The 26,175-nt window shown below is 58.5% G+C and carries 24 protein-coding genes and 1 tRNA gene; 19 read left to right on the forward strand and 6 right to left on the reverse strand.

Translation table 11 applies throughout. The annotated features are described in order from the left end of the window. Window positions 1-141: 141 nt before the first annotated feature. A complete protein-coding gene (locus tag GSF67_RS13865; protein WP_006309931.1) occupies window positions 142-351 on the forward strand; it encodes a cold-shock protein in 210 nt (69 codons plus the stop codon). A gap of 410 nt (window positions 352-761) precedes the next feature. Here GSF67_RS13865 and GSF67_RS13870 read toward each other — a convergent pair whose 3' ends face one another. From GSF67_RS13870 to GSF67_RS13880, 3 genes are all read right to left on the reverse strand, one after another. Further along, window positions 762-2,153 carry a dipeptidase gene (locus GSF67_RS13870; RefSeq protein ID WP_010970659.1) on the reverse strand — a complete coding sequence of 464 codons (1,392 nt, stop codon included), beginning with the start codon at window positions 2,151-2,153 and terminating at the stop codon, window positions 762-764. A 164-nt stretch (window positions 2,154-2,317) separates the two neighbouring features. After that, a complete protein-coding gene (locus GSF67_RS13875; RefSeq protein WP_035214523.1) occupies window positions 2,318-2,752 on the reverse strand; it encodes a MarR family winged helix-turn-helix transcriptional regulator in 435 nt (144 codons plus the stop codon). Window positions 2,753-3,041: 289 nt separating this feature from the next. Beyond that, complete coding sequence (locus GSF67_RS13880) at window positions 3,042-3,452, reverse strand: hypothetical protein (RefSeq protein ID WP_006309934.1); 411 nt, start codon at window positions 3,450-3,452, stop codon at window positions 3,042-3,044. Window positions 3,453-3,543: 91 nt separating this feature from the next. Here GSF67_RS13880 and polA point away from each other — a divergent pair, with 91 nt between their 5' ends. The 10 genes from polA (at window position 3,544) to GSF67_RS13930 (ending at window position 15,231) form a co-directional block, all read left to right on the forward strand. Then, window positions 3,544-6,540: a DNA polymerase I gene (gene polA, locus GSF67_RS13885; RefSeq protein WP_035214524.1), complete on the forward strand. Its 2,997-nt coding sequence runs from the start codon at window positions 3,544-3,546 to the stop codon at window positions 6,538-6,540. A 76-nt stretch (window positions 6,541-6,616) separates the two neighbouring features. Then, complete coding sequence (locus GSF67_RS13890; RefSeq protein WP_006309936.1) at window positions 6,617-7,336, forward strand: DUF1868 domain-containing protein; 720 nt, start codon at window positions 6,617-6,619, stop codon at window positions 7,334-7,336. Window positions 7,337-7,529: 193 nt separating this feature from the next. Beyond that, entirely contained in the window at window positions 7,530-7,715 is a 186-nt protein-coding gene (gene rpmF, locus GSF67_RS13895) for a 50S ribosomal protein L32 (RefSeq protein WP_003507205.1), read from the forward strand. A 186-nt stretch (window positions 7,716-7,901) separates the two neighbouring features. Beyond that, complete coding sequence (locus GSF67_RS13900; RefSeq protein ID WP_035214525.1) at window positions 7,902-9,704, forward strand: sensor histidine kinase; 1,803 nt, start codon at window positions 7,902-7,904, stop codon at window positions 9,702-9,704. Next, window positions 9,701-11,047: a sigma-54 dependent transcriptional regulator gene (locus GSF67_RS13905; RefSeq protein WP_006309938.1), complete on the forward strand. Its 1,347-nt coding sequence runs from the start codon at window positions 9,701-9,703 to the stop codon at window positions 11,045-11,047. The genes GSF67_RS13900 and GSF67_RS13905 overlap by 4 nt, the downstream gene beginning before the upstream one ends. A 199-nt stretch (window positions 11,048-11,246) precedes the next feature. Continuing rightward, window positions 11,247-12,230, forward strand: coding sequence for a tripartite tricarboxylate transporter substrate-binding protein (locus GSF67_RS13910; RefSeq protein WP_035214557.1), 984 nt, complete (start codon window positions 11,247-11,249; stop codon window positions 12,228-12,230). A 99-nt stretch (window positions 12,231-12,329) separates the two neighbouring features. Continuing rightward, a complete protein-coding gene (locus GSF67_RS13915) occupies window positions 12,330-12,791 on the forward strand; it encodes a tripartite tricarboxylate transporter TctB family protein (RefSeq protein ID WP_006309941.1) in 462 nt (153 codons plus the stop codon). 9 nt (window positions 12,792-12,800) lie between these two features. After that, on the forward strand, window positions 12,801-14,306 hold the full coding sequence (locus GSF67_RS13920) for a tripartite tricarboxylate transporter permease (RefSeq protein ID WP_006309942.1): 1,506 nt from the start codon (window positions 12,801-12,803) through the stop codon (window positions 14,304-14,306). A 147-nt stretch (window positions 14,307-14,453) separates the two neighbouring features. Continuing rightward, a complete protein-coding gene (locus GSF67_RS13925; RefSeq protein WP_013635242.1) occupies window positions 14,454-14,666 on the forward strand; it encodes a SlyX family protein in 213 nt (70 codons plus the stop codon). A gap of 13 nt (window positions 14,667-14,679) precedes the next feature. Then, window positions 14,680-15,231, forward strand: a complete 552-nt coding sequence (locus GSF67_RS13930; protein WP_006309944.1) for a DUF924 family protein — start codon at window positions 14,680-14,682, stop codon at window positions 15,229-15,231. A gap of 68 nt (window positions 15,232-15,299) precedes the next feature. Here the strand turns inward: GSF67_RS13930 and dnaJ are convergent, their stop codons facing one another. From dnaJ to GSF67_RS13945, 3 genes are all read right to left on the reverse strand, one after another. Next, window positions 15,300-16,433 carry a molecular chaperone DnaJ gene (gene dnaJ / locus GSF67_RS13935; RefSeq protein WP_006309945.1) on the reverse strand — a complete coding sequence of 378 codons (1,134 nt, stop codon included), beginning with the start codon at window positions 16,431-16,433 and terminating at the stop codon, window positions 15,300-15,302. A 90-nt stretch (window positions 16,434-16,523) separates the two neighbouring features. Next, a complete protein-coding gene (dnaK, locus tag GSF67_RS13940; RefSeq protein ID WP_006309946.1) occupies window positions 16,524-18,425 on the reverse strand; it encodes a molecular chaperone DnaK in 1,902 nt (633 codons plus the stop codon). Between the two features lie 306 nt (window positions 18,426-18,731). Then, window positions 18,732-18,821: transfer RNA gene (locus GSF67_RS13945), tRNA-Ser, on the reverse strand. 221 nt (window positions 18,822-19,042) lie between these two features. On the opposite strand from GSF67_RS13945, the gene GSF67_RS13950 reads away from it, so the two are divergent. From GSF67_RS13950 to GSF67_RS13985, 8 genes are all read left to right on the forward strand, one after another. After that, entirely contained in the window at window positions 19,043-19,360 is a 318-nt protein-coding gene (locus GSF67_RS13950) for a hypothetical protein (protein WP_006309947.1), read from the forward strand. 72 nt (window positions 19,361-19,432) lie between these two features. Continuing rightward, window positions 19,433-20,083, forward strand: a complete 651-nt coding sequence (msrA, locus tag GSF67_RS13955; protein WP_006309948.1) for a peptide-methionine (S)-S-oxide reductase MsrA — start codon at window positions 19,433-19,435, stop codon at window positions 20,081-20,083. Between the two features lie 213 nt (window positions 20,084-20,296). Continuing rightward, window positions 20,297-21,289 (forward strand): BMP family protein, encoded by a 993-nt coding sequence (locus GSF67_RS13960; RefSeq protein WP_006309949.1) that lies wholly within the window; start codon window positions 20,297-20,299, stop codon window positions 21,287-21,289. An 82-nt stretch (window positions 21,290-21,371) separates the two neighbouring features. Then, complete coding sequence (locus tag GSF67_RS13965) at window positions 21,372-22,877, forward strand: ABC transporter ATP-binding protein (protein WP_006309950.1); 1,506 nt, start codon at window positions 21,372-21,374, stop codon at window positions 22,875-22,877. A 7-nt stretch (window positions 22,878-22,884) separates the two neighbouring features. Continuing rightward, entirely contained in the window at window positions 22,885-23,988 is a 1,104-nt protein-coding gene (locus GSF67_RS13970) for an ABC transporter permease (RefSeq protein WP_006309951.1), read from the forward strand. A gap of 6 nt (window positions 23,989-23,994) precedes the next feature. After that, window positions 23,995-24,966 carry an ABC transporter permease gene (locus GSF67_RS13975; protein WP_006309952.1) on the forward strand — a complete coding sequence of 324 codons (972 nt, stop codon included), beginning with the start codon at window positions 23,995-23,997 and terminating at the stop codon, window positions 24,964-24,966. Between the two features lie 4 nt (window positions 24,967-24,970). Then, window positions 24,971-25,375 carry a cytidine deaminase gene (locus tag GSF67_RS13980; protein ID WP_006309953.1) on the forward strand — a complete coding sequence of 135 codons (405 nt, stop codon included), beginning with the start codon at window positions 24,971-24,973 and terminating at the stop codon, window positions 25,373-25,375. After that, window positions 25,375-26,175, forward strand: a complete 801-nt coding sequence (locus tag GSF67_RS13985) for a purine-nucleoside phosphorylase (RefSeq protein ID WP_006309954.1) — start codon at window positions 25,375-25,377, stop codon at window positions 26,173-26,175. Before GSF67_RS13980 ends, GSF67_RS13985 begins: the two co-directional genes overlap by 1 nt.

A 26,175-nucleotide genomic window follows, 5' to 3' on the forward strand; every position in this document is an offset into this window, starting at 1 on the left:
ACGTACTTCGCCATCGATATTTGTTTGACGACCAGAGCTTCGGCGTCTTTCCAGACGCTCACGACGATCTTTTCCTTCAAATTCGACCCAAGTCCGCACTGCTTGCAGTGCAAATACAATTGCCAACGGAAGGAAATCGTTATGGCGACTGGTACAGTAAAGTGGTTCAACGCAACCAAGGGCTACGGCTTCATTCAGCCGGACGACGGTTCGCAGGACGTATTCGTTCACATCTCCGCTGTTGAGCGTGCTGGTCTGACCGCCCTCAACGACGGCCAGAAGCTCTCCTACGAGCTGATGCAGGACCGCCGCTCGGGCAAGATGTCCGCAGGTGAGCTCGTCGCTTCCTGATAAGCGCTTTGGCCTGAAGGGTCATTCGCATGAATGGAGAGGCCGGATTTTTCCGGCCTTTTTCTTTTGAAAGCGTGCCGAACAGGCAGGCCTTGAAAAAGTGGCAGTGCATACCAATATAGGGTTCAGCAGTGTTTCGGATGAAAACTGTCAGGCGGGCATTTTGAAAGTGCCGCTGTTATCGTGTTAACCAAAGATTAACCGAAGCAGCCGATCCTGATGGTGAAAGGCAGCGGCCATGAAAATGGACGCGCCCTGGAACATCAGACCGTTGAACGCTTTGACCACGGATGTACTGGCACTGACGAAAAACGGATGGAAAGGTCGGGCTCGCCCGGCCTTTTTGTTTTTGCGATGCGCAAACGGAAAAGAGGAAGCGCCGGATTACCCGGTGCTTCCTCTTTTTTTTGTCATTTCGCTGCGAGTGCGTCCAGAATGCGGACCCAGGAGCGGATGCCCTTATGGAAGGATTGCAGCTCGTATTTTTCATTCGGCGAATGAATGCGGTCGTCAGTCAGGCCGAAGCCGACGAGCAGCGAATCCATGCCCAGCATCTTCTGGAAATCGCCGACGATCGGGATCGAGCCGCCCATGCCGATGACAACGGCGGGTTTTGGCCACTCTTCCGATAGCGCGTTTTTGGCCTTGGTGAGCACGGGCGAGTCGTAAGACAGCTGGATGGCTGGTGATGCGCCATGCTCGTGGAACTCCACGGAGCAATCGGCTGGAATTTTGGAGCGCACATAGGCCCGGAAGCTGTCGCGAATGGCTGCGGGGTTCTGCTCGCCGACTAGGCGAAACGACACCTTGGCGGAGGCTTTCGCCGCAATCACGGTCTTGAAACCATCGCCGGTGTAGCCGCCGATGATGCCGTTGACTTCCGCCGTCGGCCGCGCCCAGGTCTGCTCCAGCACGGAACGGCCCTTTTCACCCGAGGGAACCGAAAGGCCGACTTCACCGAGGAAGGCTTCCGCCGAACGTCCGAGCGTTTCCCAGGATGCCTTAATGTTGGCAGGGGGTTCTTCCACACCGTCATAAAAGCCGGCAAGCGTCACGCGGCCCGTCTCGTCATGCAGTCCGGCGAGGATATCGGTGAGGATGTGGATCGGATTTGCGGCGGCGCCGCCAAAAAGGCCGGAATGCAGGTCGCGGTCTGCCGCGGTGATGACGATCTCTTCGCCAACCAGCCCGCGAAGCGCAGCGGCGATGGCGGGCGTATCCCGGTCCCACATGCCGGTATCGCAGACCAGCGCATAATCGGCCTTCAGTTCCTGCGCGTTGGCGTCGAGGAACGGTTTCAGCGAAGGCGAGCCGGATTCCTCTTCGCCTTCAAACAGAATGGTAACACGCACTGGCAGGACACCATTGACTGCCTTATAGGCCCGGCAGGCCTCGACGAAGGTCATCAGCTGGCCCTTGTCGTCAGCCGTGCCACGTCCGGTGATCACCTTCCGGCCGGCGCCGATATCCTTGATGGCAGGCTCGAACGGATCATTTTCCCAGAGTTCCAGCGGATCGACCGGCTGAACGTCATAATGGCCGTAAAAAAGTACATGCGGCGCATCCTTGGTCGCCGCATCGTGATGCGCAACCACCATCGGGTGACCGGCCGTATCGCGCACCGAAGCCGTAAAACCGAGCGCGGAAAGCGTCCTCACCAGCCAGTCCGCAGCCTTGCGGCATTCTGCCTTATAGGCGGGATCGGTGGAAATCGACGGAATGCGCACGAGTTCGAAAAGCCGCTCCAGGCTGGAAGTCAGATTGTCGTCGGCGTTGGAAAGAATAGGGGAAACGTCTGTCATCGCTGATCCTGTCATGTCTGTCGTGACCCGGCGAAAGACGAAATATCCGGGCATCGCACATCGCGGGAAACAAGGCGCGGGCTTGTCGTGAATCGGCAAGCGCGTGGCCGCCGGAACGATAGAGCAGTTCACGAAAACTGCGAAGCGGTTTTGGACCGTAGACGTTATTTTGCTTTTTTTGCGCTTTCGATCGCCCGGCGCATATATTCCAGCAAAAGCTGTCGCTCGAAGCGGCGGAAATTCGCAAGCAATGTGTCTTCGGTGGCCTCGGAAGCGGCGATGGCATTCGCCTCCAGATCCCTGCCACGCTGGGTCAGTTCGATGATCTGGGCGCGGCGATCGCTCGGATGGGATTTGCGGACAATCAGCCCGTCACGTTCCATGCGAGACAGCGTGTTGGCAAGCGTTGCCTGTTCGACATCGATTCGATCAAGCAATTGCCGCTGGGTCAGGCCTTCTTCATGCCAGAGCTCGATGAGGATGGGAAATTGGCCGGGAGAAAAACCGAGCGCAGCGGCTCTTTTCTGCAGCGCCATGGTAAATTCCCGCGCCATCTTCGCGGCGAGATAGATTGCCGATTCATCCCGGGAAAAACCCATTCTTCCGTCCATGCACGTCGCCACCAGCGGAAAGCCGGTAACTTTAATAGCGTGGTATATATCGCATGATATGTTTAGACTAGCCCAAACAGGGGGCAAAATAAAACCGCCATGGCCGGGAGGGGTCGGCCATGGCGGTCATATTGGAGGACAAAGGCCCGGAGAGGGGGAAAGGCCTTTGTCCGGTCTGACGCGGCGGGGGACGAGCCAGCTATCAGACTACGGCGTGATCAGGCGCCGTCCTCTAAGAAATGTGTGTGCAAATGCGGCTTTTCAAGGGAAGAGCGGATTACAAATCGGTAAGGTGTGGTGACGTTTGGTCGCTGTATTGATTTTTCTTCCTCGCGTGCATCGCCCTTGCGAAATTGGCGGTCCCCGTAAAGGCGATCAAGAAGAAGAAAGATACTAGCTGGTTGCCAATGTCGTCTGGAAAAGGACGGAGTACAAGAATGAAGAATGCCGCCAGGATCGCTGAATTAAGGATGTGAAACTCAAGCGTGCCCAAAATACCGCGTTTAGAGTCGAATATCTCTGGGAAATAGCTGCGCAGACCCGTGCTTGCTAACAGGTAAAGCGGCACGACGAGGGCTTTGTGAAAAATCGTTGTTGCGTTATCCCCCTGCCACCAAGCGGCAATCGCGATTATGGCGGTGAGAAAAACTGCTCCGAAATAGGCCTTAAATATAGAAACTTTGGACATCGGCTTTTTCCCTAGAAATCATCAAAGATATAGCCTCGCATCTGATCTCGACGATAGACCTTTCACCTCTGGCGCGCTATCCATGCTACCCATGAAAAAAGGCGATCATCTCTTCCTCGTTGACGGCTCCGGTTTCATTTTCCGGGCCTTCCATGCCATCCCGCCGCTGAACCGCAAGTCGGACGGGCTGCCGGTCAACGCCGTCTCCGGCTTCTGCAACATGTTGTGGAAGCTCCTGAAGGATGCGCGCAATACCGATGTCGGCGTCACGCCGACCCATTTCGCTGTCATTTTCGACTATTCGTCAAAAACCTTCCGCAACGAGCTCTACGATCTCTACAAGGCCAATCGCTCTGCGCCGCCGGAAGATCTGGTGCCGCAATTCGGTCTGATCCGCGAGGCGACGCGCGCTTTCAACCTTCCCTGCATCGAAACGGAAGGCTTCGAGGCAGACGACATCATCGCCACTTATGCCCGGCAGGCCGAGGCGATCGGCGCCGATGTCACCATCATCTCGTCCGACAAGGATCTGATGCAGCTCGTCACCGCCAATGTGCATATGTACGATGCCATGAAGGACAAGCAGATCGGCGTTCCCGATGTCATCGAAAAATGGGGCGTCGGCCCCGAAAAGATGATCGACCTGCAGGCGATGACCGGCGATTCCACCGACAATGTTCCGGGCATTCCCGGCATCGGGCCGAAGACGGCGGCGCAGCTGCTGGAGGAATATGGCAATCTCGATACGCTTCTGGCGCGGGCAGGGGAAATCAAGCAGCAGAAACGCCGGGAAAACATCATCGCCAATGCGGAGCTTGCCCGCCTTTCCAGACAGCTCGTGGCGCTCAGAACCGATGTGCCGCTGGAGCAGTCTCTCGAGGAACTGGTGCTTGAGCCGCAGAACGGCCCGAAGCTCATTGCCTTCCTGAAGGCCATGGAATTCACGACGCTGACCCGCCGCGTCGCCGAAGCGACTGACAGCGATGCCTCTGCCATCGACCCCGCCAATGTGCCGGTGCAATGGGGCGCCGATGCCCATGGTCCCGATCTCGATGCGCCGGCCGCCGCTATGGCTGGTGACGTGTCCGCCGAGGCTAACAATAGGCCGGCTTCGGCTGTAGCTCCCGCAAAAAGGATGATTGGCGAAGGCAGCACGCCCGCCGATCTCGCCACGGCGCGACAGGCGCTTTTTGCCGCCACCGAGATCGATACCACCGCCTATACGACGATCAGGGATATCGCGACGCTGGATCTCTGGATCGCCGCGGCCAGGGAGGCGGGCGTCGTCGCCTTCGATACGGAAACGACCTCGCTCGACCCGATGCAGGCTGAACTCGTCGGTTTTTCGCTGGCCATTGCCGATAATGGCAAGGATGCCTCAGGCACGGATATCCGCGCCGCCTATGTCCCTTTGACGCACAAGACCGGCTCCGGTGGCGATCTCTTCAGCGATGGCATCAAGCTCGCAGAGGGCCAGGCCCCCTTTGCCGAAGCGCTGGAGCGTCTGAAGGACCTGCATGAGGACGAGGCTGTCCTCAAGGTCGCACAGAACCTCAAATACGATTACCTGCTGATGAAACGCCACGGCGTGGTTATGCGCAGCTTCGACGATACGATGCTGATTTCCTATGTTCTCGAAGCCGGCAAGACCACGCATGGCATGGATACGCTCTCCGAACGCTGGTTGGGTCACACGCCGATCGCCTATAAGGACGTGGCGGGATCGGGCAAGTCGAGCATCACCTTCGATTTTGTCGATATCGACAAAGCGACCGCCTATGCGGCTGAAGATGCTGACGTCACCCTGCGGCTGTGGATGGCGCTTAAGCCCCGGCTCGTCTCGGAACGGCTGACCAAGGTTTATGAGCGGCTGGAACGGCCTCTCGTGCCCGTATTGGCACATATGGAGGAGCGCGGCATCACCGTCGACCGGCAGATCCTGTCACGCCTTTCTGGCGAACTTGCGCAGAAGGCTGCGAGCTTCGAAGAGGAAATCTACGAGCTGGCGGGGGAGCGCTTTAACATCGGCTCGCCAAAACAGCTCGGCGATATCCTGTTTGGCCGGATGGGACTGCCGGGCGGCTCCAAGACCAAGACCGGCCAGTGGTCGACCTCGGCGCAGGTTCTGGAGGATCTCGCGGCGGAAGGGGCGGAGCTGCCGCGCAAGATCGTCGACTGGCGACAGCTGACCAAGCTGAAATCCACCTATACGGATGCGCTACCCAGCTATATCCATCCCGAGACGAAACGGGTGCACACCTCCTACGCGCTCGCCTCCACCACCACGGGGCGCCTGTCGTCGTCGGAGCCGAACCTTCAGAACATCCCGGTCCGCACCGCCGAAGGCCGCAAGATTCGCACGGCCTTCATCTCCACGCCAGGACACAAGCTTCTCTCGGCCGACTACAGCCAGATCGAACTGCGCGTGCTTGCCCATGTCGCTGATATCCCGCAGCTCAGAAACGCCTTCGAAAATGGTATCGACATTCATGCGATGACCGCATCGGAAATGTTCGGTGTACCGGTGGAAGGCATGCCATCGGAAGTGCGCCGCCGCGCCAAGGCGATCAACTTCGGCATCATCTACGGCATTTCCGCTTTCGGCCTCGCCAACCAGCTCAGCATCGCCCGCTCGGAGGCGGGGGACTATATCAAGAAATACTTCGAGCGGTTTCCCGGCATTCGTGACTACATGGAAGCGACCAAGGCGTTCGCCCGCGAGAACGGTTATGTCGAGACGATTTTCGGCCGCCGTGCCCACTATCCGGAAATCCGCTCTTCCAACCCATCCGTGAAAGCCTTCAACGAACGCGCAGCCATCAATGCGCCGATCCAGGGCTCGGCTGCCGATATCATTCGCCGCGCCATGATCCGCATCGAGCCGGCGCTGGAGGCGGAAAAGCTCTCCGCCCGCATGCTGTTGCAGGTGCATGACGAACTCATCTTCGAAGTTGAGGAAGCGGAAATCGAAAAGACCCTGCCTGTCGTCGTCTCAGTCATGGAGGATGCGGCCATGCCGGCTATTTCAATGAGGGTACCGCTGAAAGTGGATGCGCGGGCGGCCGACAATTGGGATGAGGCGCATTGACTGGCCTTTGAGCGGTCGATGTCATTGCTTTGTCGTCTGTGCAGGCTAGGGGGAAACATCTCACAAGGAGTTTCCCATGCACGCCCCGCTCGTTTCGAAAGACCTCGACTATATCTCTGCCGCCAATCACGATCAGCCACCACGCCATCTGGGCAGCCGTTTCAGTGCAGAGGGTGAGTTTTTGCCGGAGCCCGGCAATACGGTCGTGTGCCATCTTGTCGAGGGATCGCAGACCGAAAGCGCTATCGTCTCGACCCGTCAGCGTTTCCTTGACATGCCGGAGGCGTCGCAACTCGCCTTCACACCGGTTTCCAGCCTGCATATGACGGTTTTTCAAGGCGTTATCGAGTCGCGCCGGGCTCTGCCCTACTGGCCACAGACCTTGCCGCTCGATACGCCGATCGACGCGGTGACGGACTATTATCGTGATCGTCTTTCTACTTTTCCGACACTGCCGGCATTCAACATGCGGGTTACGGGCCTGCGCCCGGTCGGACTGGTCATGAAGGGAGCGACTGCTGAGGACGATAGCATCGTGGCTCTTTGGCGCGATACATTCGCCGATTTTTTCGGCTACCGTCATCCCGATCATGACACCTATGAGTTCCATATCACCTTGTCCTACATTGTCAGTTGGTTTGAACCCGAGTGTCTGCCGCGCTGGCAGGCGATGCTCGATGAGGAACTGGAAAAACTGCGCGTCGCAGCGCCCGTTATACAGATGCGCCCGCCAGCTTTCTGTGAATTCAAGGATATGAACCACTTCAAGGAACTTGTCGTTTTCGATAAGAGATGAGGTGGGATTTGCAGCCACCCGCTGCGGTTCTGCATATCGATTCTGCTGAATCGGAAAAAGATGCGTATCAGGGCTGGTCAAAGCCCGTTTGGGCATGTATAAGCGCGCCAAATTTCCGATATCGAGACATCCGACATTCGGCCTTTGGTTCTGGCCGGTTCCGTTGTTTCGCCGCTTAAGTGGAGTAACAAAAATGGCTGTACCAAAAAGAAAAACAAGCCCGTCCAAGCGTGGCATGCGCCGCTCGGCTGACGGTCTCAAGTCTGCAACCTATGTTGAAGACAAGAACTCCGGCGAACTGCGCCGTCCGCACCATATCGATCTGAAGACCGGTATGTATCGCGGCCGTCAGGTTCTGACGCCGAAGGAAAGCGCATAAGCTTTTCCGACATCATCTTTGCAAAAAACCGGTCCTCGTGGCCGGTTTTTTGTTTTCAGGACTGTCCGGCTGCCTTTTCCGCTCACTTGGAAAATTCCGCCACTCCTCCTACACTCTTTCATGGAGAGCGGGTTTGAGGCCTGCGGCAGGAGGGGAGTTTCGGTGAAATATCGCTGGATTTTGTTGATGTTTCTCGGCCTAGGTCTCGGTTATGGCGCCGTGACGAGAGGTGGCGGCATCATCGCGGAAAGCTATTTCGGCGAAATGTCCGATCAGGGCCACACGACGCTCCGGCTAGCCGTCTCGGCACTTGGCGGGCTCCTTAGCCGCTATGAGCCACTTCCCGCGCTAATCGCCGATCATGACGACATCGAGGAACTGGTCGCGCATCCAAAGGATGAAGCCCTGCGCCAGCGCGCCAATGTCTACCTCAAATCCATCAACACCCTGCTGGAATCCTCCGATATCTATATCATCACGCTGGATGGGGAGACGATCGCGGCCAGCAATTACGATGGGCCAACGAGTTTCGTCGGTGAGAATTTCAGTTACCGGCCCTATTTTCAGGATGCCGCCAAGGGCCTCAAGTCCCGCTTTTTTGCTCTCGGCACCACCTCCCACAAGCGCGGTTATTATTTCTCCGCGCCGATTCTCTTTAATGAAGAAATCAAGGGCGTCATTGTCTTCAAGGTGGATATTGAAGGCATAGAGGCATCCTTCGGGGATGGCGAAAACCGCATTCTGGTTTCGGACCCGGAAGGCATTATCTTCATGACCGGCACGCCGCAATGGCTTTATTCCGGCCTGATGCCACTGACGCCGGAGAGGCTGGCGCGCACCGAAGCCTCCCGTCGTTATGCTAATGCGACCCTCACGGAACTGCCGCTTAAAAACGGCAATTTCGGCTCGCACCAGCTGATGACGATCGCCCAGAATGATGGTGACAGGGAATATATGGTCCTGTCGCAGCCGATGCAGGATGCCGGCTGGACCGTCAGCGTGCTGATGGATACGGGTTCGCTCCGCACGCAGGTCAAGACCGCGATGATTGCCATCATCCTCTGCCTATGCCTTGCTGCGGCGCTGATTGCCGCCATGCTGCAGAGACGGCGGCGTCTGCGCGAGCGCCTGACCCACCAGGCGGAAGCGCAGGCGGAGCTGGAGCGCCGGGTGGAGGAGCGCACGGCCGATCTGGCACGGGTCAATCAGGAAATCAAACACGAGATCGCCGAGCGACGCCAGACCGAAAAGCAGCTGCGCAAGATGCAGAATGATCTGGTGCAGGCGGGCAAGCTGGCGGCGCTTGGGCAGATGTCGGCGGCGCTGTCTCACGAATTTAACCAGCCGCTGGCAGCCGCCAAGAACTATGCCGAAAATGCCTCGCTTCTGGTGGAGCGCGGGCGTCTGGAAGAGGTGACGGAAAATCTCAGGCGCATTTCCGGCCTGATCGATCGTATGGCGTCGATCAGCAAACATCTCAGGAACTTTGCCCGCAAGCCCAACGAGAAAACGGCAGCGGTGGGTCTGGAAACCGTAATTCGCGATACCCTCGAAATTGTCGGCCCGCGGCTGAAAGCCGCCGATGCAATCCTGGATATTGATCTTGGTCCGGTGCCGCTTGCCGTGAAAGCTGGTCCGGTGCGCCTGCAGCAGGTCCTCGTCAACATCATCTCCAATGCTGCCGATGCCGTGGAAGGGCGCGAAGATCGCCGCATTTCGCTACAGACCGTGCAGCACGGGCAGGCGGTATCGATTTTCATCCGCGACCATGGCCCCGGCGTACCGGCGGCGATTTCGGAACGCATCTTCGATCCGTTTTTCACTACCAAGGGTGTCGGTCGTGGCCTCGGTCTCGGCCTTTCCATCTCCTATAACATTATCAAGGATTTCGGCGGTCAGCTGCGGGTGAAGAACCACGAAGAGAGCGGCGCGGAGTTTGAGATAGAATTGCCAGCGGCGGCGTGGCGCACGGAGGCGGCTGCGGAATGACCATGTCGCGGGTTCTGTTGATCGACGACGAGGAGGAGCTGCGCTTTTCCACCGCCCAGGCACTGGAGCTTTCCGGTTTTGCCGTCACCATGCTGGCAAGCGCGGAACATGCGCTCGAACTGATCGGCTACAGCTTCGACGGTGTCGTGGTCAGCGATATCCGCATGCCCGGCATGGATGGCATGACGCTGCTGCAGAAGGTGCGGGAGCTTGACCCCGAAATACCCGTCATCCTGATGACCGGCCATGGCGATGTGCAGCTTGCCGTCAACGCCATGCGCAACGGTGCTTATGACTTCATCGAGAAACCCTTCACCCCGCAATATCTCGCCGGCATCATCAAGAGGGCAAATGATCGGCGGGCGCTGGTGCTGGAAAACCGCCGCCTGAAGGCGGTGGCCGGCAAACATGACGATCTCGAAACACGCCTGCCCGGCAGAACCCAGGTCATGGTCGATCTGCGCTATCGCATCCGCGCCATCGGCGCGACAGACGCCGATACGCTGATCGTGGGTGATACTGGGGCCGGCAAGGAGGTGGTGGCGCGGGCGCTGCACGATATCAGCGCCAGAGCCAACCGACCCTTTGTCGCGATCAATTGTGCTGCCCTTCCGCAGACGCTGATCGAGAGCGAATTGTTCGGCCATGAGGCCGGTGCTTTTCCGGGCGCACTGCGCTCCCGTTATGGCAAGTTCGAACATGCCCGGGGCGGCACCATCCTGCTGGATGAGATTGGCTCCATGCCTTTCGAGTTGCAGGGGCGCTTCCTGCGCGTCTTGCAGGAGCGGGTGATTACCCGTCTCGGCTCCAATGAGACGGTCGAACTCGATGTCCGCTTCATCGCCACCAGCAAGGTCGATCTGGAGCAGGAAGTTGCGGCCGGCCGGTTCCGTGCTGACCTTCTTTATCGCCTGAACGTGGCGACACTTCTTGTGCCTTCGCTTTCGCAGCGGAGTGCGGACATACCGCTGCTCTTCCTGCATCTGGTGCGGGAAGCCGCCGCCCGTTACGGGCGGGAGGATATGGACGTGCCGCAGCATCTGCTTTCCGCCGTTTCGCTGCGGGAATGGCCGGGCAACGTGCGGGAATTGCGCAATGCCGCGGATCGTTTCGTGCTCGGTTTGGAAAGCGATGTGTCCGAGGTGTCGCTGGCGCTCGATGATGACGGCACCTCGACGCTGGCGCCGCGGGTTGCCGCTTATGAAAAAAGCCTGATCGCGCATGCCATTGCGGTGCATGGCGGAAATTTGAAATCCGTCTATGAAAGCCTCGGTATTTCACGCAAAACGCTATATGAAAAAATGCAGAAATACGGGCTGCATCGGCATATGACCGAGGTCTGATGGGTGGATTTCCACCCATGGATGAGGCCCTTTGGGTTGAAATCCACCCATTGCCATCCATTGATAGCGATAAAAGTGGATGGCGTGAAGAGAGCGCCGTTGCTGAACGGTGATCTCGGATCGCAAATACCGTCACCCCGGCCGACATGGAGGAGCATGCGCGGCTGAAGTGGCGATCATTTTCATCCGGGAGGAATCGATGAAAATACTGAACACAGTCACCGGCCTTGCTGCCGCCGCTGCCGTTTCCCTTTTTGCGCTGTCCGCATCCGCTCAGAACTATCCCGAGCGTAACATCACCATGGTCGTGCCCTTTGCCGCCGGTGGTCCGACGGATACGGTCGCGCGCCTTGTCGCAGAATCCATGTCGAAGGATCTCGGCCAGCAGATCATCGTCGAAAATGTCGGCGGTGCAGGCGGTACGCTGGGTGCTGGCCGTGTGGCCGCAGCTGATCCGGACGGCTATACGGTGCTTCTGCACCACATCGGTATGGCGACCAGCGCCACGCTTTATCGCAAGCTCGCCTACGATACGACAAACGCCTTCGAATATGTCGGCCTTGTCACCGAAGTACCGATGACCATCCTGTCGCGCAAGAACCTCGAGACCAAGGACCTCAAGGGTCTGATCGAATACGCCAAGGCGAACAAGGACAAGGTCACCGTCGCCAATGCCGGCATCGGTGCCGCCTCGCATCTGTGCGGTATGTTGTTCATGAGCGCCATCGAGACGCCACTGGTTACAGTCCCTTACAAGGGCACCGGCCCTGCCATGACCGATCTGCTCGGCGGCCAGGTCGATATCATGTGTGACCAGACCACCAACACCACCAAGCAGATCCAGGGCGGGACCGTGAAAGCCTATGCCGTAACGACGGCCAAGCGGCTGGACGTGCTGCCGGATGTGCCGACGGTTGTCGAAGCGGGCCTGCCGAAGCTTGAGGTGGGTATCTGGCACGGTATCTACACGCCGAAGGGTACGCCTGCCGAAATCAACGAGAAGCTCTCCAAGTCGCTGCAAGTCGCGCTGAAGGATAAGAATGTCGCGGCCCGTTTTGCCGAACTCGGCACCACGCCCTCGTCGGAAAGCGATGCGACGCCGGCGGCGCTGAAGGCCAAGCTTGAGAGCGAAATCGCTCGCTGGAAGCCGGTCATCGAGTCCGCCGGCCAATATGCCGATTGATGAACGCGGAACGACCGGCGGTATCTCGCCGCCGGTCGACTGCGGTCGTTTCAACAGGCGGACCGGTGTGGCGCCGGCCGTGATGGAGGGGCATCTTTCATGAAGTCTTTATTTAATGACCCTGCCGAGGCAATCTGCGGGGCAATTTTCATGGGGCTCGGCGTCTTTTTCGCTTTGCAGTCCTATGGGCTGGAAATCGGAACCGCCTTTCGTATGGGTCCCGGCTATTTCCCGCTCGTTCTGGCAATCATCCTGATCCTGCTCGGCGGTATCATATTCCTGCGGTCGGCCCGCCCGGCCGGTGAGGGGATTGGAGCAATCGCCTGGCGCGGCATATTTTTCATTTTGCCCGCGCCGATCTTTTTCGGTTTCACTGTCCGGGGTCTTGGCTTTGTGCCGGCACTGTTTTTCAGCGCGCTCATCGCCTCCTTCGCCTCGCACAAGATGAGCCCGCTCATGGCGGTCATTCTTTCCGCAGCCATCACGGTCTTTTCCGTCGCTGTTTTCAATTATGGTCTCGGCCTGCCGTTCCAGCGCTTCGGCCCCTGGCTTAAATTTTGAGGTGCTGCGATGGATCTGCTCAATAATCTTGCTCTCGGTTTCGTCACCGCCTCATCGCTGGCAAACCTGTTCTTCTGCCTGATCGGCGTGCTGCTTGGCACCCTGATCGGCGTGCTGCCCGGTATCGGCGCGACGGCGACCATCGCCATGCTGCTGCCGATCACGTTCCAGCTCGAACCCGTCTCGTCGCTGATCATGCTCGCCGGCATTTATTATGGCGCGCAATATGGCGGTTCCACCACCGCCATCCTGATCAATATGCCCGGCGAATCGTCCTCAGCCGTCACCGCCATCGATGGTTATCAGATGGCACGCAAGGGCAAGGCCGGTGCCGCACTGGCCATTGCCGCCATCGGCTCGTTCTTTGCCGGTACGGTTTCCACCTTCCTCGTCGCGATCTTCGCACCGCCCTTGACGGCGATTGCGCTGGAATTCGGCGCGGCGGAATATTTCTCGTTGATGGTTGTCGGCCTCGTGTCGTCCATCGCGCTTGCCCATGGCTCCATCGTCAAGGCGCTGGCCATGGTCGTCCTTGGTCTGCTGCTCGGTCTTGTCGGCACCGATATTTACAGTGGCACGCCGCGCTTCACCCTCGGCATTCGTGAATATGCCGACGGCCTGAATTTCGTGGCTGTCGCCGTGGGGGTGTTCGGTATCGCCGAAATCCTGCGCAACCTCGAAAACGAGCGGACCCGCTCTGTGCTGATCGCCAAAGTCAGCAGCCTGATGCCGTCGAAGGAGGACTTCAAGGCCATGATCGGTCCGGTGCTGCGCGGCACCGCCATCGGTTCTGCACTGGGTATCCTGCCCGGAGGCGGAGCGATTCTCGCTGCCTTTGCATCCTATACCGTCGAAAAACGCGTCTCCAAGAACCCGGAAGAATTCGGGCATGGCGCGGTGGCCGGTGTTGCCGGTCCGGAATCGGCCAACAATGCCGGTGCCCAGACATCCTTCATTCCGCTGCTCACCCTCGGAATCCCCGCCAATCCGGTGATGGCGCTGATGATCGGCGCGATGATCATCCAGGGCATCGTGCCGGGTCCGAACGTCGCGACGGAGCAGCCGGCGTTGTTTTGGGGCATCATCGCCTCCATGTGGATCGGCAACCTGATGCTCGTCATCCTGAACTTGCCGTTGATCGGGCTGTGGGTGAAGCTCTTGACGGTGCCTTATTACGTGCTGTTCCCCATCATCATGGCCTTCTGCGCCATTGGGGTCTACAGCGTCAACTCCAACGTCTTCGACCTCTATGCCGTCGCTTTCTTCGGTTTCATCGGTTACGTACTGGTGAAACTGCGTTGCGAACCCGCCCCGCTGCTTCTCGGTTTCGTGCTCGGGCCGCTGCTGGAGGAAAACTTGCGTCGCGCCATGATCCTGTCGCGTGGTGATCCGACGACCTTCGTCACGCGCCCGATCAGCGCCACCCTGCTTTTCATCGCTCTGGCCGTTCTGATCATTGTCTTCCTGCCGAGCGTGAAGAAGAAACGCGAAGAGGTTTTCGTCGAAGAAGACTGAGCAGCATCAAAATGTGAGACGCCGGCGATGGAGACATCGCCGGCTTTTTTGTCTCTGCTTTGGCCGTGACGATTTGCTTCACGAAAGCGACATATGGTTGACTCACGCGCCTTTAAGCTCAAGGAAGGGCGGGAAAGAGAGGTCGATATGACGTCGGAAACCGAAAAACGGATCATTGCGCTCGAGGAAACGATCGCGCATCAGGCAAAGACCATTGAGGAACTGTCCGACCAGTTGACGGAACAGTGGAAGGTGGTGGAGCAGACCCGCGCCAAACTCGACCGGTTGACGGAAAGGTTCCTGAGCCTTGAGGAGCAATCTCTGGACGCGCCTGCCATCACCAGGCCGCCGCATTATTGACAGGGAAGAGCAGATGAAAAACGACACAGCAGCACTTGCCGCCGATATCGTCGATTTCTGGAAGAAGGCCGGACCGGACAAATGGTTCGACAAGGATGCCGCCTTCGACAATCACTTTCACGATCGCTTCCGTGATGTCCATTTTGCTGCCGCAAGGCGTGAACTGGATGGCTGGCTGGAAGGCGCAGAAAGCAGCCTTGCTTTGATGCTTCTGCTGGATCAATTCCCGCGCAACTGTTTTCGCGGCACAGCACATATGTATGCCACGGACCCGCTGGCGCGGTTCTTTGCCGACGAGGCCATCCGCCGTGGTCATGATCAGGCGGTGAGCGAGGATTTACGCGTTTTCTTCTATCTACCGTTCTCGCATGCGGAGGATATCGCGGCCCAGCAACGCGCCTGTGACCTGAACCAGCCGCTTGGCGGGCTTTATCTCCACCACGCCGAAGAACATCGCGATATTGTCGAGCGTTTCGGCCGCTTTCCGCATCGCAACGGGATATTGCTGCGGGAAACGACGCCGGAGGAACGGCAATATCTGGAAGAGGGCGGCTTTTCCGGCTGAATCCGAAACAAAAAACGCCGCCAATCCCGAAGGATGGCGGCGTTTCTGATGTTTAAGACCGGCGGCGATCAGCCGTCGAAGAATTCCTTCATCCGGGCAAAGAAGCCCGTCGATTCCGGATTGTTCTCCTTGGAGGATAGCTGCTCGAACTCCTGCAACAGCTCACGCTGGCGCTTGCTGAGCTTCTGTGGTGTCTCGATCTGAATCTGGATGTAGAGATCACCCGTCTGCGCTGAACGCAGCACCGGCATGCCCTTGCCCTTCAGACGGAACTGCTTACCCGGCTGGGTGCCTTCCGGAACCGTGACGCGCGATTTCGTGCCATCAAGTGTCGTGACATCGAAAGTGCCGCCAAGCGCTGCCGTGGTCATCGAGATCGGCACGGTGCAATAAAGATCGGCGCCGTCGCGCTGGAAGAACTCATGCGGACGCACGGACAGGAAGATATAGAGATCGCCCGCCGGCCCGCCACGCATACCGGCTTCGCCTTCGCCCTGCAGGCGAATGCGCGTGCCATCCTCGATGCCCGAGGGAATGTTGACGGACAGCGAACGCTCTTCCGTCACACGGCCCTGACCATGGCACTTGCCGCAGGGGTCGGAGATCGTCTGCCCGCGGCCGTGGCAGGTCGGGCAGGTGCGTTCCACCGAGAAGAAACCCTGTGCCGCGCGCACGCGGCCGGAGCCCTGGCAGGTGGCGCAGGTCTTTGGCTGCGTGCCGGGCTTGGCGCCGGAGCCGGAACAGACGTCGCAGGTAATCGAGGTCGGAACCCTGATCTGCGCCGTCTTGCCGGCAAAGGCTTCTTCCAGCGTGATTTCCATATTGTAGCGAAGGTCGGCGCCGCGTTCGCGTCCGCCGGAGGACCGGCGCGCACGGCCGCCGCCCATCATCTCGCCGAAGATATCTTCGAAAATATCGGAGAAACCGCCATTGGCGAAACCGCCGCCGCCCATGCCACCGCCACCCATGCCGCCATTTTCAAAGGCGGCGTGGCCGAAACGGTCATAGGCCGCGCGCTTCTGCGGGTCCTTCAGCGTTTCGTATGCTTCGTTGATTTCTTTGAATTTCCGTTCGGAATCGGCATCATCAGGGTTTTTGTCCGGATGGAACTTCATCGCGAGTTTGCGGAAGGCGCTTTTCAGCTCTTTTTCGTCCGCGGTCTTGCTGACGCCAAGTGTTTCGTAAAAGTCTGCTTTCGCCATTAAGATAACAAGCCCCGCAAATGGATTTCCGGCTGCACGTCGGCAGCCGGATGTCTTGCATATGGTGTGAGGAGTAGGGAAGCCACGCGATTATGCGGACTTCTTGTCGTCCTTGATTTCTTCATAGTCGGCATCGACGACGTCATCCTTGCCTTCTGCGGAAGCATCACCGGCCTCGGCCTGCTGTGCTTCGTAGATGGCCTGACCAAGCTTCATGGAGACTTCCATGAGTGTCTGGGTCTTGGCCTGAATGTCGTCTGCGTCAGGCTCGGCGGCTTCGACAGCGGTCTTCAGGCTGGCAATGGCGTCTTCGATCGCCTTGCGGTCGGTCTCGGAAACCTTGTCGCCATATTCCTTCACCGACTTTTCGGTGGAGTGAATGAGGCTTTCGGCCTGGTTCTTGGCTTCGACACCGGCGCGACGCTTCTTGTCGGCCTCGGCATTGGCTTCGGCGTCCTTCACCATCTTTTCGATGTCGGCGTCGGAGAGACCACCGGAGGCCTGGATGCGGATCTGCTGCTCCTTGCCGGTGCCCTTGTCCTTGGCGGACACCTGCACGATACCGTTGGCGTCGATATCGAAGGTCACTTCGATCTGCGGAACGCCGCGTGGCGACGGCGGCAGACCGACGAGGTCGAACTGGCCGAGCAGCTTGTTGTCCTGTGCCATTTCGCGCTCACCCTGCGAAACGCGGATGGTCACGGCCGACTGGTTGTCTTCGGCAGTCGAGAAGGTCTGGCTCTTCTTCGTCGGGATCGTCGTGTTGCGATCGATCAGACGCGTGAAGACGCCACCCAGCGTTTCGATGCCGAGCGACAGCGGGGTCACGTCGAGCAGCAGAACGTCCTTGACGTCGCCCTGCAGAACGCCGGCCTGAATAGCGGCACCCATGGCAACCACTTCATCCGGGTTCACGCCCTTGTGCGGCTCCTTGCCGAACAGCTGCTTGACGACTTCCTGAACCTTAGGCATGCGGCTCATGCCGCCGACGAGAACAACTTCATCGATCTCGGCCGCGGTAACGCCGGCATCCTTCAGCGCTGCCTTGCAAGGGGCGACAGTGCGTTGCACCAGATCGTCAACCAGGCTCTCGAACTTGGCGCGGGTGAGCTTCAGCGTCAGGTGCTTCGGACCGGAAGCGTCAGCCGTGATGAACGGCAGGTTGATTTCGGTCTGCTGCGAGGACGAGAGTTCGATCTTGGCCTTTTCAGCAGCTTCCTTGAGGCGCTGCAGAGCGAGCTTGTCGTTCTTCAGGTCGATGCCCTGATCCTTCTTGAACTCGCCGGCCAGATATTCGACCAGACGCATGTCGAAGTCTTCACCACCGAGGAAGGTATCACCGTTGGTCGACTTCACTTCAAAGACGCCGTCGCCGATTTCCAGAACGGAAATATCGAACGTGCCGCCGCCAAGGTCGTAAACGGCAATGGTCTTGCCTTCCTTCTTGTCGAGGCCGTAAGCGAGGGCTGCTGCCGTCGGCTCGTTGATGATACGCAGAACATCGAGACCGGCGATGCGGCCGGCATCCTTGGTGGCCTGACGCTGGGCGTCGTTAAAGTAGGCCGGAACGGTGATGACGGCCTTCTCGACCTTTTCGCCGAGATAGGATTCAGCCGTTTCCTTCATCTTTTGAAGGATCATCGCGGAAATCTGCGAAGGGGAATAATTCTTGTCCTGAGCCTTCACCCAAGCGTCGCCATTGTCACCCTTGACGATTTCGAAGGGGACGAGTGCCTTGTCCTTCTCAACGGTCGGGTCTTCATAACGGCGGCCGATAAGGCGCTTGACCGCAAACAGGGTGTTGGTCGGGTTGGTGACTGCCTGGCGCTTGGCCGGCTGGCCGACAAGGCGTTCGCCATCGTCGGAAAATGCCACCATCGACGGCGTGGTCCGCGCGCCTTCTGCGTTTTCAATTACTTTCGTGTCCTTGCCATCCATCACTGCGACGCAGGAGTTGGTCGTGCCAAGGTCGATACCGATTACTTTTGCCATGCTCTTCTCTCCTTGAAGCGAGCTGTCTGAACCCCGTGAGGCATTCCTGTGACAGCACCTTGACTTGGATTTGCAGCCTTCGCTGCTGTTATGCGGCGTATATAAGGAGCGATTTTTCCTGCTGCAAGGCGCAAGAGAGGGGTAAGCGCAGCAAAAAGCGCAGGAAACCGTTGTCTGTGCAGAAGCATAGCCATCAAGGCCTATAGAAACGGGAAAACGTGGCTTGAGGCGGCGTTAAGTGAGGACCCTTGCCGCAACACTTGGCAGGGACTTGCAATGGTCAGACTCGGCAATGGCAAGGAGAAATGGCGGACAGGGTGGGATTCGAACCCACGGTACGCTTTCACGCACACACGCGTTCCAGGCGTGCGCCTTAAACCACTCGGCCACCTGTCCTTTTTTCAAATCTGCATGTTTGAAGAAATGCAAATCACTGGAACGGCGCGATATATACCGATGAATTCGCAGGGATCAACACGAATCTGACAGTTTTTTGAAATGTCGGCAATTTCCTGCCTTTCAACGCGGTTGCAAACCGGTTTTCCCGGCTTTATCGATGCAATATATGTTCTAAAACGTGGCTGTCGAAACGATGGGCCGTAGCCGAGGTGTACCTGATGAAAGCTTTTTTGCGGTTTTTGAGCTTTCTTCTCCTTATTGCGGCAATTTTTCTTGGTGTGCTCGACTCGATCCGCTCGGTTTCCACATCCTCGGTCAACATCACCGGCATCCTGTCGGTCTGGAACTATCTTCTTCCTGCCTCGCGCACCATGGTGGAAGCGGCCTTGGCTCACTATATTCACCCTGAAGCGTGGCGCTTTTTTGAAAATGCCCTGTCGGGAGTTCCTGCATTTGCCCTTTTCCTGGCGTTATCCTTGCTCTGCTGGATGGCCGGTTACAGGAAGCGCAAAGTGATGAGACGCTCGTCAGTCTGACAAGGTGAAAAGCCAGCGCCTCGCAGATGTGAACCCTTGAGACGCGGCGGAACCGGCCGCACGGAGGACCGAATGTTCCTGTTCGATACGCTTTCAAAAAAGACGACGATGCCGACCGAGGAAACGGCTCTGCCCGGCCGTGAAGAGGCACTTGCAGTGCCGGAAACCCATTTCGTGAATGGCCGGCCTTTGAAGGGGCCTTATCCCGATGGTTTGGAAATCATCTATCTCGGCATGGGCTGCTTCTGGGGCGCAGAGCGGCTGTTCTGGAAAACGCCGGGCGTATGGGTGACGGCGGTTGGATATGCCGGCGGCTTTACCCGCAACCCGACCTACCACGAAACAACGACCGGCCAGACGGGCCACGCCGAAGTGGTGAAGGTGGTCTACGATCCGGCCGTGATCTCACTGTCGGGCCTGCTCAAGATATTCTTCGAGGAGCACGATCCGACTCAAGGCATGCGACAGGGCAACGATGTCGGTACGACCTATCGTTCCGCCATTTATGCGACGACGGAAGGCCAGTTGCAGCAGGCGCAGAAGGCGCGGGATGCTTTCCAGCAGGCTCTGGATGAGGCCGGCCACGGCCACGCCATCACCACCGAAATCGGCCCGCTTGAAACATTTTATTATGCCGAGGACTATCATCAGCAATATCTTGCCAAGAACCCGGGCGGCTACTGCGGGCTGCGGGGAACCGGCGTAAGCTGTAATATAGGCTAGATTTTTTGCAGCTAGCCCGGTGGAAAGGCTAAAAAAGCGCCAGATCAAAGTTTTTCCACCGGGTCAAAAAAACCGGATGAATTTTTCATTGAGCCATGCAAGGATATCAGGCAAGCACAGCCGGGATAACGGCTGGCGGTTCCGCAGACATTCCCGGTTAACGGGATTGCGGGAGGACCCTTAAAATATCAATTGCAACAACAGGGCTGCACAATGAAAAAATCCCTTCTGACGCTTTTTGCGCTTGCCGCAATGTCGGCTTCCGCGCTCGCCGCGGATATCAAGCCGGCGCTGGTTTATGGCACGGGCGGCAAGTTCGACAAGTCGTTCAACGAGGCCGCTGCGGCCGGCGCTGAAAAGTTCAAGGCGGAAACGGGCATCGATTTCCGTGACTTCGAACCGACCAGCGACACGCAGGGCGAACAGGCCATCCGCAACTTTGCCAGCAAGGGTTTCAACCCGGTCGTTGCCGTGTCCTTCGCCTGGACCTCGGCCATGGAAAAGGTCGCAGCCGAATTCCCCGATACCAAGTTCGTGATCGTTGATTCCGTCGTCGAGCTGCCGAATGTCCGCTCCGTCGTCTACAAGGAGCATGAAGGTTCCTACCTCGTTGGTCTTCTGGCAGGCATGGCTTCCAAGACCGGCAAGGTCGGCTTCATCGGCGGTATGGATATTCCGCTGATCCGCAAGTTCGCCTGTGGTTATGCGCAGGGCGCCAAGGCGGCCAATGACAAGATCGAAGTCTTCCAGAACATGACCGGCACCACCGGTGCTGCGTGGAACGATCCGGTGCGGGGCGGTGAACTCACCAAGAACCAGATCGACCAGGGCGCGGACGTGATTTACGCGGCAGCCGGCGCGACCGGTATCGGCGTGTTGCAGACCGCTGCCGACAACAAGAAGTTCTCGATCGGCGTCGATTCCAACCAGAACCATCTGCATCCGGGTTCCGTTCTGACCTCGATGGTCAAGCGCGTCGATCTGGCCGTCTACAACGCCTACAAGGACGCCAAGGACGACAAGTTCACCCCCGGCATCGTTGCGCTGGGCGTCAAGGAAGACGGCGTGGCTTACGCGCTTGATGACAACAACAAGGCCCTTATCACGCCGGAAATGACCGCCGCCGTGGACAAGGCCAAGGCCGACATCATCGCCGGCACCGTCAAGGTTCATGACTATATGGCGGACAATTCCTGCCCGAAATGATATGATATGTGTCTGGGGCGCATGATGAATTTTCATCTTGCGCCCTTTTCATATCCAGCCTTCGGAGAGGTTAGGTTTGAGTATGGACCCTGCAATCGAGCTTATGGGCATCGACAAGAAATTCGGTGCCGTTCACGCCAATAAAAATATCAATCTGAGCGTTGCCAAGGGTACTATCCACGGCATCATCGGGGAAAACGGTGCCGGAAAATCGACCCTGATGTCGATCCTCTACGGTTTTTACCAGGCGGATGCCGGTGAAATCCGCGTGAATGGCAAGCCTGTTACGATCCGTGACAGTCAGGCCGCGATTAGTGCCGGCATCGGCATGGTGCATCAGCATTTCATGCTGGTGGAAAATTTCACCGTGCTGGAAAATGTCATGCTGGGTGCAGAAGGCGGCGCATTGCTGGCCAGGGGCCGGGCAGGAGCGCGCAGGGAACTGAAGCGTCTTGAGGACGACTACGGGCTGGAAGTCGATCCCGATGCGGTGATCGAGGAACTGCCTGTTGGTCTGCAGCAGCGCGTCGAAATCCTCAAAGCCATGTATCGTGGCGCCGAAATCCTGATCCTTGATGAGCCGACCGGTGTCCTGACCCCGGCTGAGGCGGATCACCTGTTCAAGATCCTTGGCGTTCTGCGCGAGCAGGGCAAGACCATCATTCTCATCACCCACAAGCTGCGTGAAATCATGGCGATCACGGATTCCGTCTCCGTCATGCGCCGCGGCGAAATGGTGGCGACCCGCAAGACATCCGAAACGAGTGTCGAGGAACTGGCCGAACTGATGGTCGGCCGCCGCGTGCTGCTGCGGGTAGAAAAGGGCGAGACGACGCCGGGCGATGTGTTGCTGTCCATTCGCAATCTCACCGTCAAGGACAGCCGTGGCGTCACCATGGTGGATGATGTCTCGCTCGATGTCCGCGCCGGTGAAATCGTCGGCATTGCCGGTGTTGCCGGCAATGGTCAGTCAGAGCTGCTGGAAGCTATCGCCGGCATCCGCAAGCCCTATTCCGGCGAAATCTGGGTGGACAGACAGAAGGTGGACCGCCCGGATCCGGCCATCCTGCGCAAGCTTGGCCTCGCCCATATCCCGGAAGACCGCCACCATATGGGGCTGGTGCTGAAATTCGAGGAATATGAAAACTCCATCCTCGGTTATCACCATGACGAGCGTTACGGCAAAGGACCCTTCCTGAACCCCGAGGCCATTCGTAAGGATGCGGTCGAGAAGATCGAGAAATACGATATCCGCCCGCCGAACCCGCAGCTGAAGACAGCCAATTTTTCCGGCGGCAACCAGCAGAAGATCGTCGTCGCCCGCGAAATCGAACGCGACCCGAAGATGCTGATCATCGGCCAGCCCACCCGCGGTGTCGATATCGGCGCGATCGAATTCATCCATCGCCGCATCATCGAGATGCGCGATGCCGGAAAGGCGATCTTGCTGGTTTCGGTCGAACTCGATGAAATTCGTTCCCTTTCGGACCGGATCATGGTCATGTTCGCGGGCCGTGTCGTTGGAGAAAAAACGGCGGAAGCCGAAGAACAGACGCTGGGCCTGATGATGGCCGGTATCGCCGCATGAGGCATGAATGAGCACCGCTTCCACCCCCCTGCCAAACTGGATCAGTTACGGCCTGTTGCCGCTGCTGAATGTCGTCACCGCCTTCCTGATTTCCGGCCTCGTCGTCTGGTCGATTGGGGAAAACCCGCTGGCGGCGCTTCGCCTGCTGATCGAAGGCGCGCTCGGCCGAGGTGACGCCATTGGCTTCACGCTGTTTTACACGACGAGCTTCATCTTCACCGGCCTCTCCGTTGCCGTTGCCTTCCATGCCGGTCTGTTCAACATCGGCTCCGAAGGTCAGGCCTATGTTGGTGGTCTGGGTGCGGCGCTGGTGGCGCTGGCGCTTGACCGTTACGTGCCCTGGTATGTGACGATGCCCTTCGCCGTCATCGGTGCTGCGGTTTTTGGTGCCGCCTGGGCCTTTATTCCGGCCTGGCTTCAAGCCAAACGCGGTAGCCATGTCGTCATCACCACCATCATGTTCAACTTCATCGCTGCGGCCTTGATGGTTTATCTTTTGGTGAATGTGCTGATCGTGCCGGGCAAGATGGCGCCGGAAACGCGCACCTTCTTGCCCGGTGGCCAACTGCCGAAGCTGGACTGGCTGATGGCGTGGTTCGGCCTCAAGCTCGGACCGGCACCGTTCAACGTGTCCTTCCTCATCGCTCTGGTAATGTGTTTTCTCGTCTGGGTGCTGATCTGGCGCACCAAGCTCGGTTATGAAATGCGCACGCTGGGCGTCAGCCCGTCGGCAGCCATCTATGCCGGCATTCCCTATTCACGCACCGTCATCATCGCCATGCTCATTTCCGGCGGTCTGGCGGGCATGATGGCGCTGAACCCGGTCATGGGCGCGTCCGCCCGCCTGCAGGTGGAATTTGTCGGCGGTGCGGGCTTTGTCGGCATCGCTGTGTCGTTGATGGGGCGAAGTCATCCGCTCGGCATCATCTTCTCGGCATTGCTGTTCGGCATTCTCTATCAGGGCGGCGCAGACCTTTCCTTCGAGATGCCCAACATTACCCGCGAGATGATCGTGGTCATCCAGGGTCTGGTGATCCTGTTCGCCGGCGCGCTGGAATATATGTACCGGCCCACGATCGTCCACATCTACCAGCGTCTGGCAAAAGGGTGAGCTGATATGGATTTTTTCGATATGCTGGTCAGCATTCTCGGCTCGACCGTCCGCCTCACCATTCCGCTGCTCTTCACCGCACTTGCCGGGCTGTTTTCCGAACGCGCCGGCGTGTTCGATATCGGGCTTGAAGGCAAGATGCTGGCGGCGGCCTTTGCTTCCGCCTGCGTCGCCTATCTTACCGCAAACCCGTGGGCTGGCCTTCTGGCCGGCATTGGCGTCTCCATACTGTTTTCTCTGATCCATGGCTTTGCCGTCATCACCAATCGCGGCAACCAGATCGTGTCAGGCGTGGCGCTCAACTTCATCGCCGCCGGACTGACGGTGGTTCTGGGGCAGGCCTGGTTCGGACAGGGCGGGCGCACGCCGCAATTACCGGGGGAAGGGCGTTTTGCGCCGATCATCCTGCCCGGTGCGGATGCGATGCGCGAGGTGCCCTTCATCGGCCCGCTTTATGCCAATGTCATTTCCGGCAACAATATCCTGACCTATCTCGCATTCCTCGCGGTGCCGCTCTCCTGGTGGGTGCTTTACCGCACCCGTTTTGGCCTGCGCCTGCGCGCCGTCGGTGAAAATCCGGGTGCTGTCGATACGGCCGGCATTTCGGTGACATGGATGCGTTACCGCGCTGTCATCGTCGCCGGTTTCCTCTGCGGTTTCTCAGGTGCCTATCTCGCCGTTGCACAATCGGCTGCCTTCATCGCCAACATGTCGGCCGGCAAGGGTTATATTGCGCTTGCCGCCCTGATCTTCGCGAAATGGAAGCCGGTGCCAGTCATGTTTGCCTGCCTGCTGTTCGGTTTTCTGGATGCTTTCGCCAATTTCATGCAGGGCAAATCCGTGCCTGGCATCGGCGAGGTGCCGGTGCAGATTTTCCAGGCCATGCCCTATATCCTGACCTGCATCCTGCTTGCCGGTTTCATCGGCGTTGCCAAGCCCCCCAAGGCCGGTGGCGTTGCCTATGCGAAGGAGCGTTAAACCCATGTCCTCCGACCCAAAATCCCATGCCCTGTTCGAGGCGGCGGTGGAGGCCATGGCCTTCGCTTATGCGCCCTATTCGAAATTTCCGGTCGGCGCAGCGATCCGCGCCGAAGATGGAAAAATCTACAAGGGTGCCAATATCGAGAATATCTCCTTCCCGCAGGGCTGGTGCGCGGAGCCATCAGCCATCAGCGCCATGATCATGGGCGGAGCGAAAAAGATCAGCGAAGTGGCCGTGATCGCTGAAAAGCTGCCGCTCTGCTCTCCCTGCGGCGGCTGCCGGCAGAAGATCGCGGAATTCGCCACGCCGGACACGAAGATCTATCTCTGCGACGAGGCAGGCGTTCAGAAGGTGATGACGATGGAAGAGCTTTTGCCCTTCAGCTTCAACACAGAGCTGCCCTGATGACGGATGGTTTGATCGATATTCTGGTGGAGCGCCTGAACGGCCTGATGCCGCGCGTCGCCATCGTCCTTGGCTCCGGGCTGGGTTCGCTGGTGGAAGAGGTGAGCGATCCGATCCGCGTGCCCTATGCCGATCTTCCCGGCTTCCCCGCAAGCGGCGTTTCCGGCCATGCGGGCGAGCTGGTGGCTGGTTATCTGGGTGGTGAGCCTGTCATGATGCTGTCTGGCCGGGTGCATTATTACGAAAAGGGCGATCCGGCCGCCATGCGTGCGGTCATCGAAGCGCTTGCCGGTCTCGGCGTGCAATCGCTCATTCTTACCAATTCAGCGGGTTCGGTCAGGCAGGATATGCCGCCCGGCTCGGTCATGCAGATCACTGACCACATCAATTATTCCGGCATGAACCCGCTGATCGGTGAAGAAAGCGACCGCCGCTTCGTTGGTATGACCACGGCTTATGATCCAGATCTTATGCTCGCCATGCGCAATGCCGCCATCCGCGCGACGGTTCCGCTGTTCGGCGGCGTCTATATGTGGTTTTCGGGACCGAGCTTCGAAACGCCGGCAGAAATCCGCATGGCGCGGGTGTTGGGTGCCGATGCCGTCGGCATGTCAACGGTGCCGGAAGTCATCCTTGCGCGCTTTTTCGGGATGCGCGTTGCTGCTGCATCGGTTATTACCAACTACGGTGCCGGCATGACCGGTGCGGAACTGAGCCATGAAGAAACCAAGGATATGGCTCCCGTGGGCGGCAAAAGACTTGCCGCCATCCTAAAGGAAATGATCGCAGGAGGAGCGTGA

This window comes from Agrobacterium sp. CGMCC 11546 (genome assembly GCF_013365515.1).
Taxonomy (GTDB): Bacteria; Pseudomonadota; Alphaproteobacteria; order Rhizobiales; family Rhizobiaceae; genus Agrobacterium; species Agrobacterium fabrum.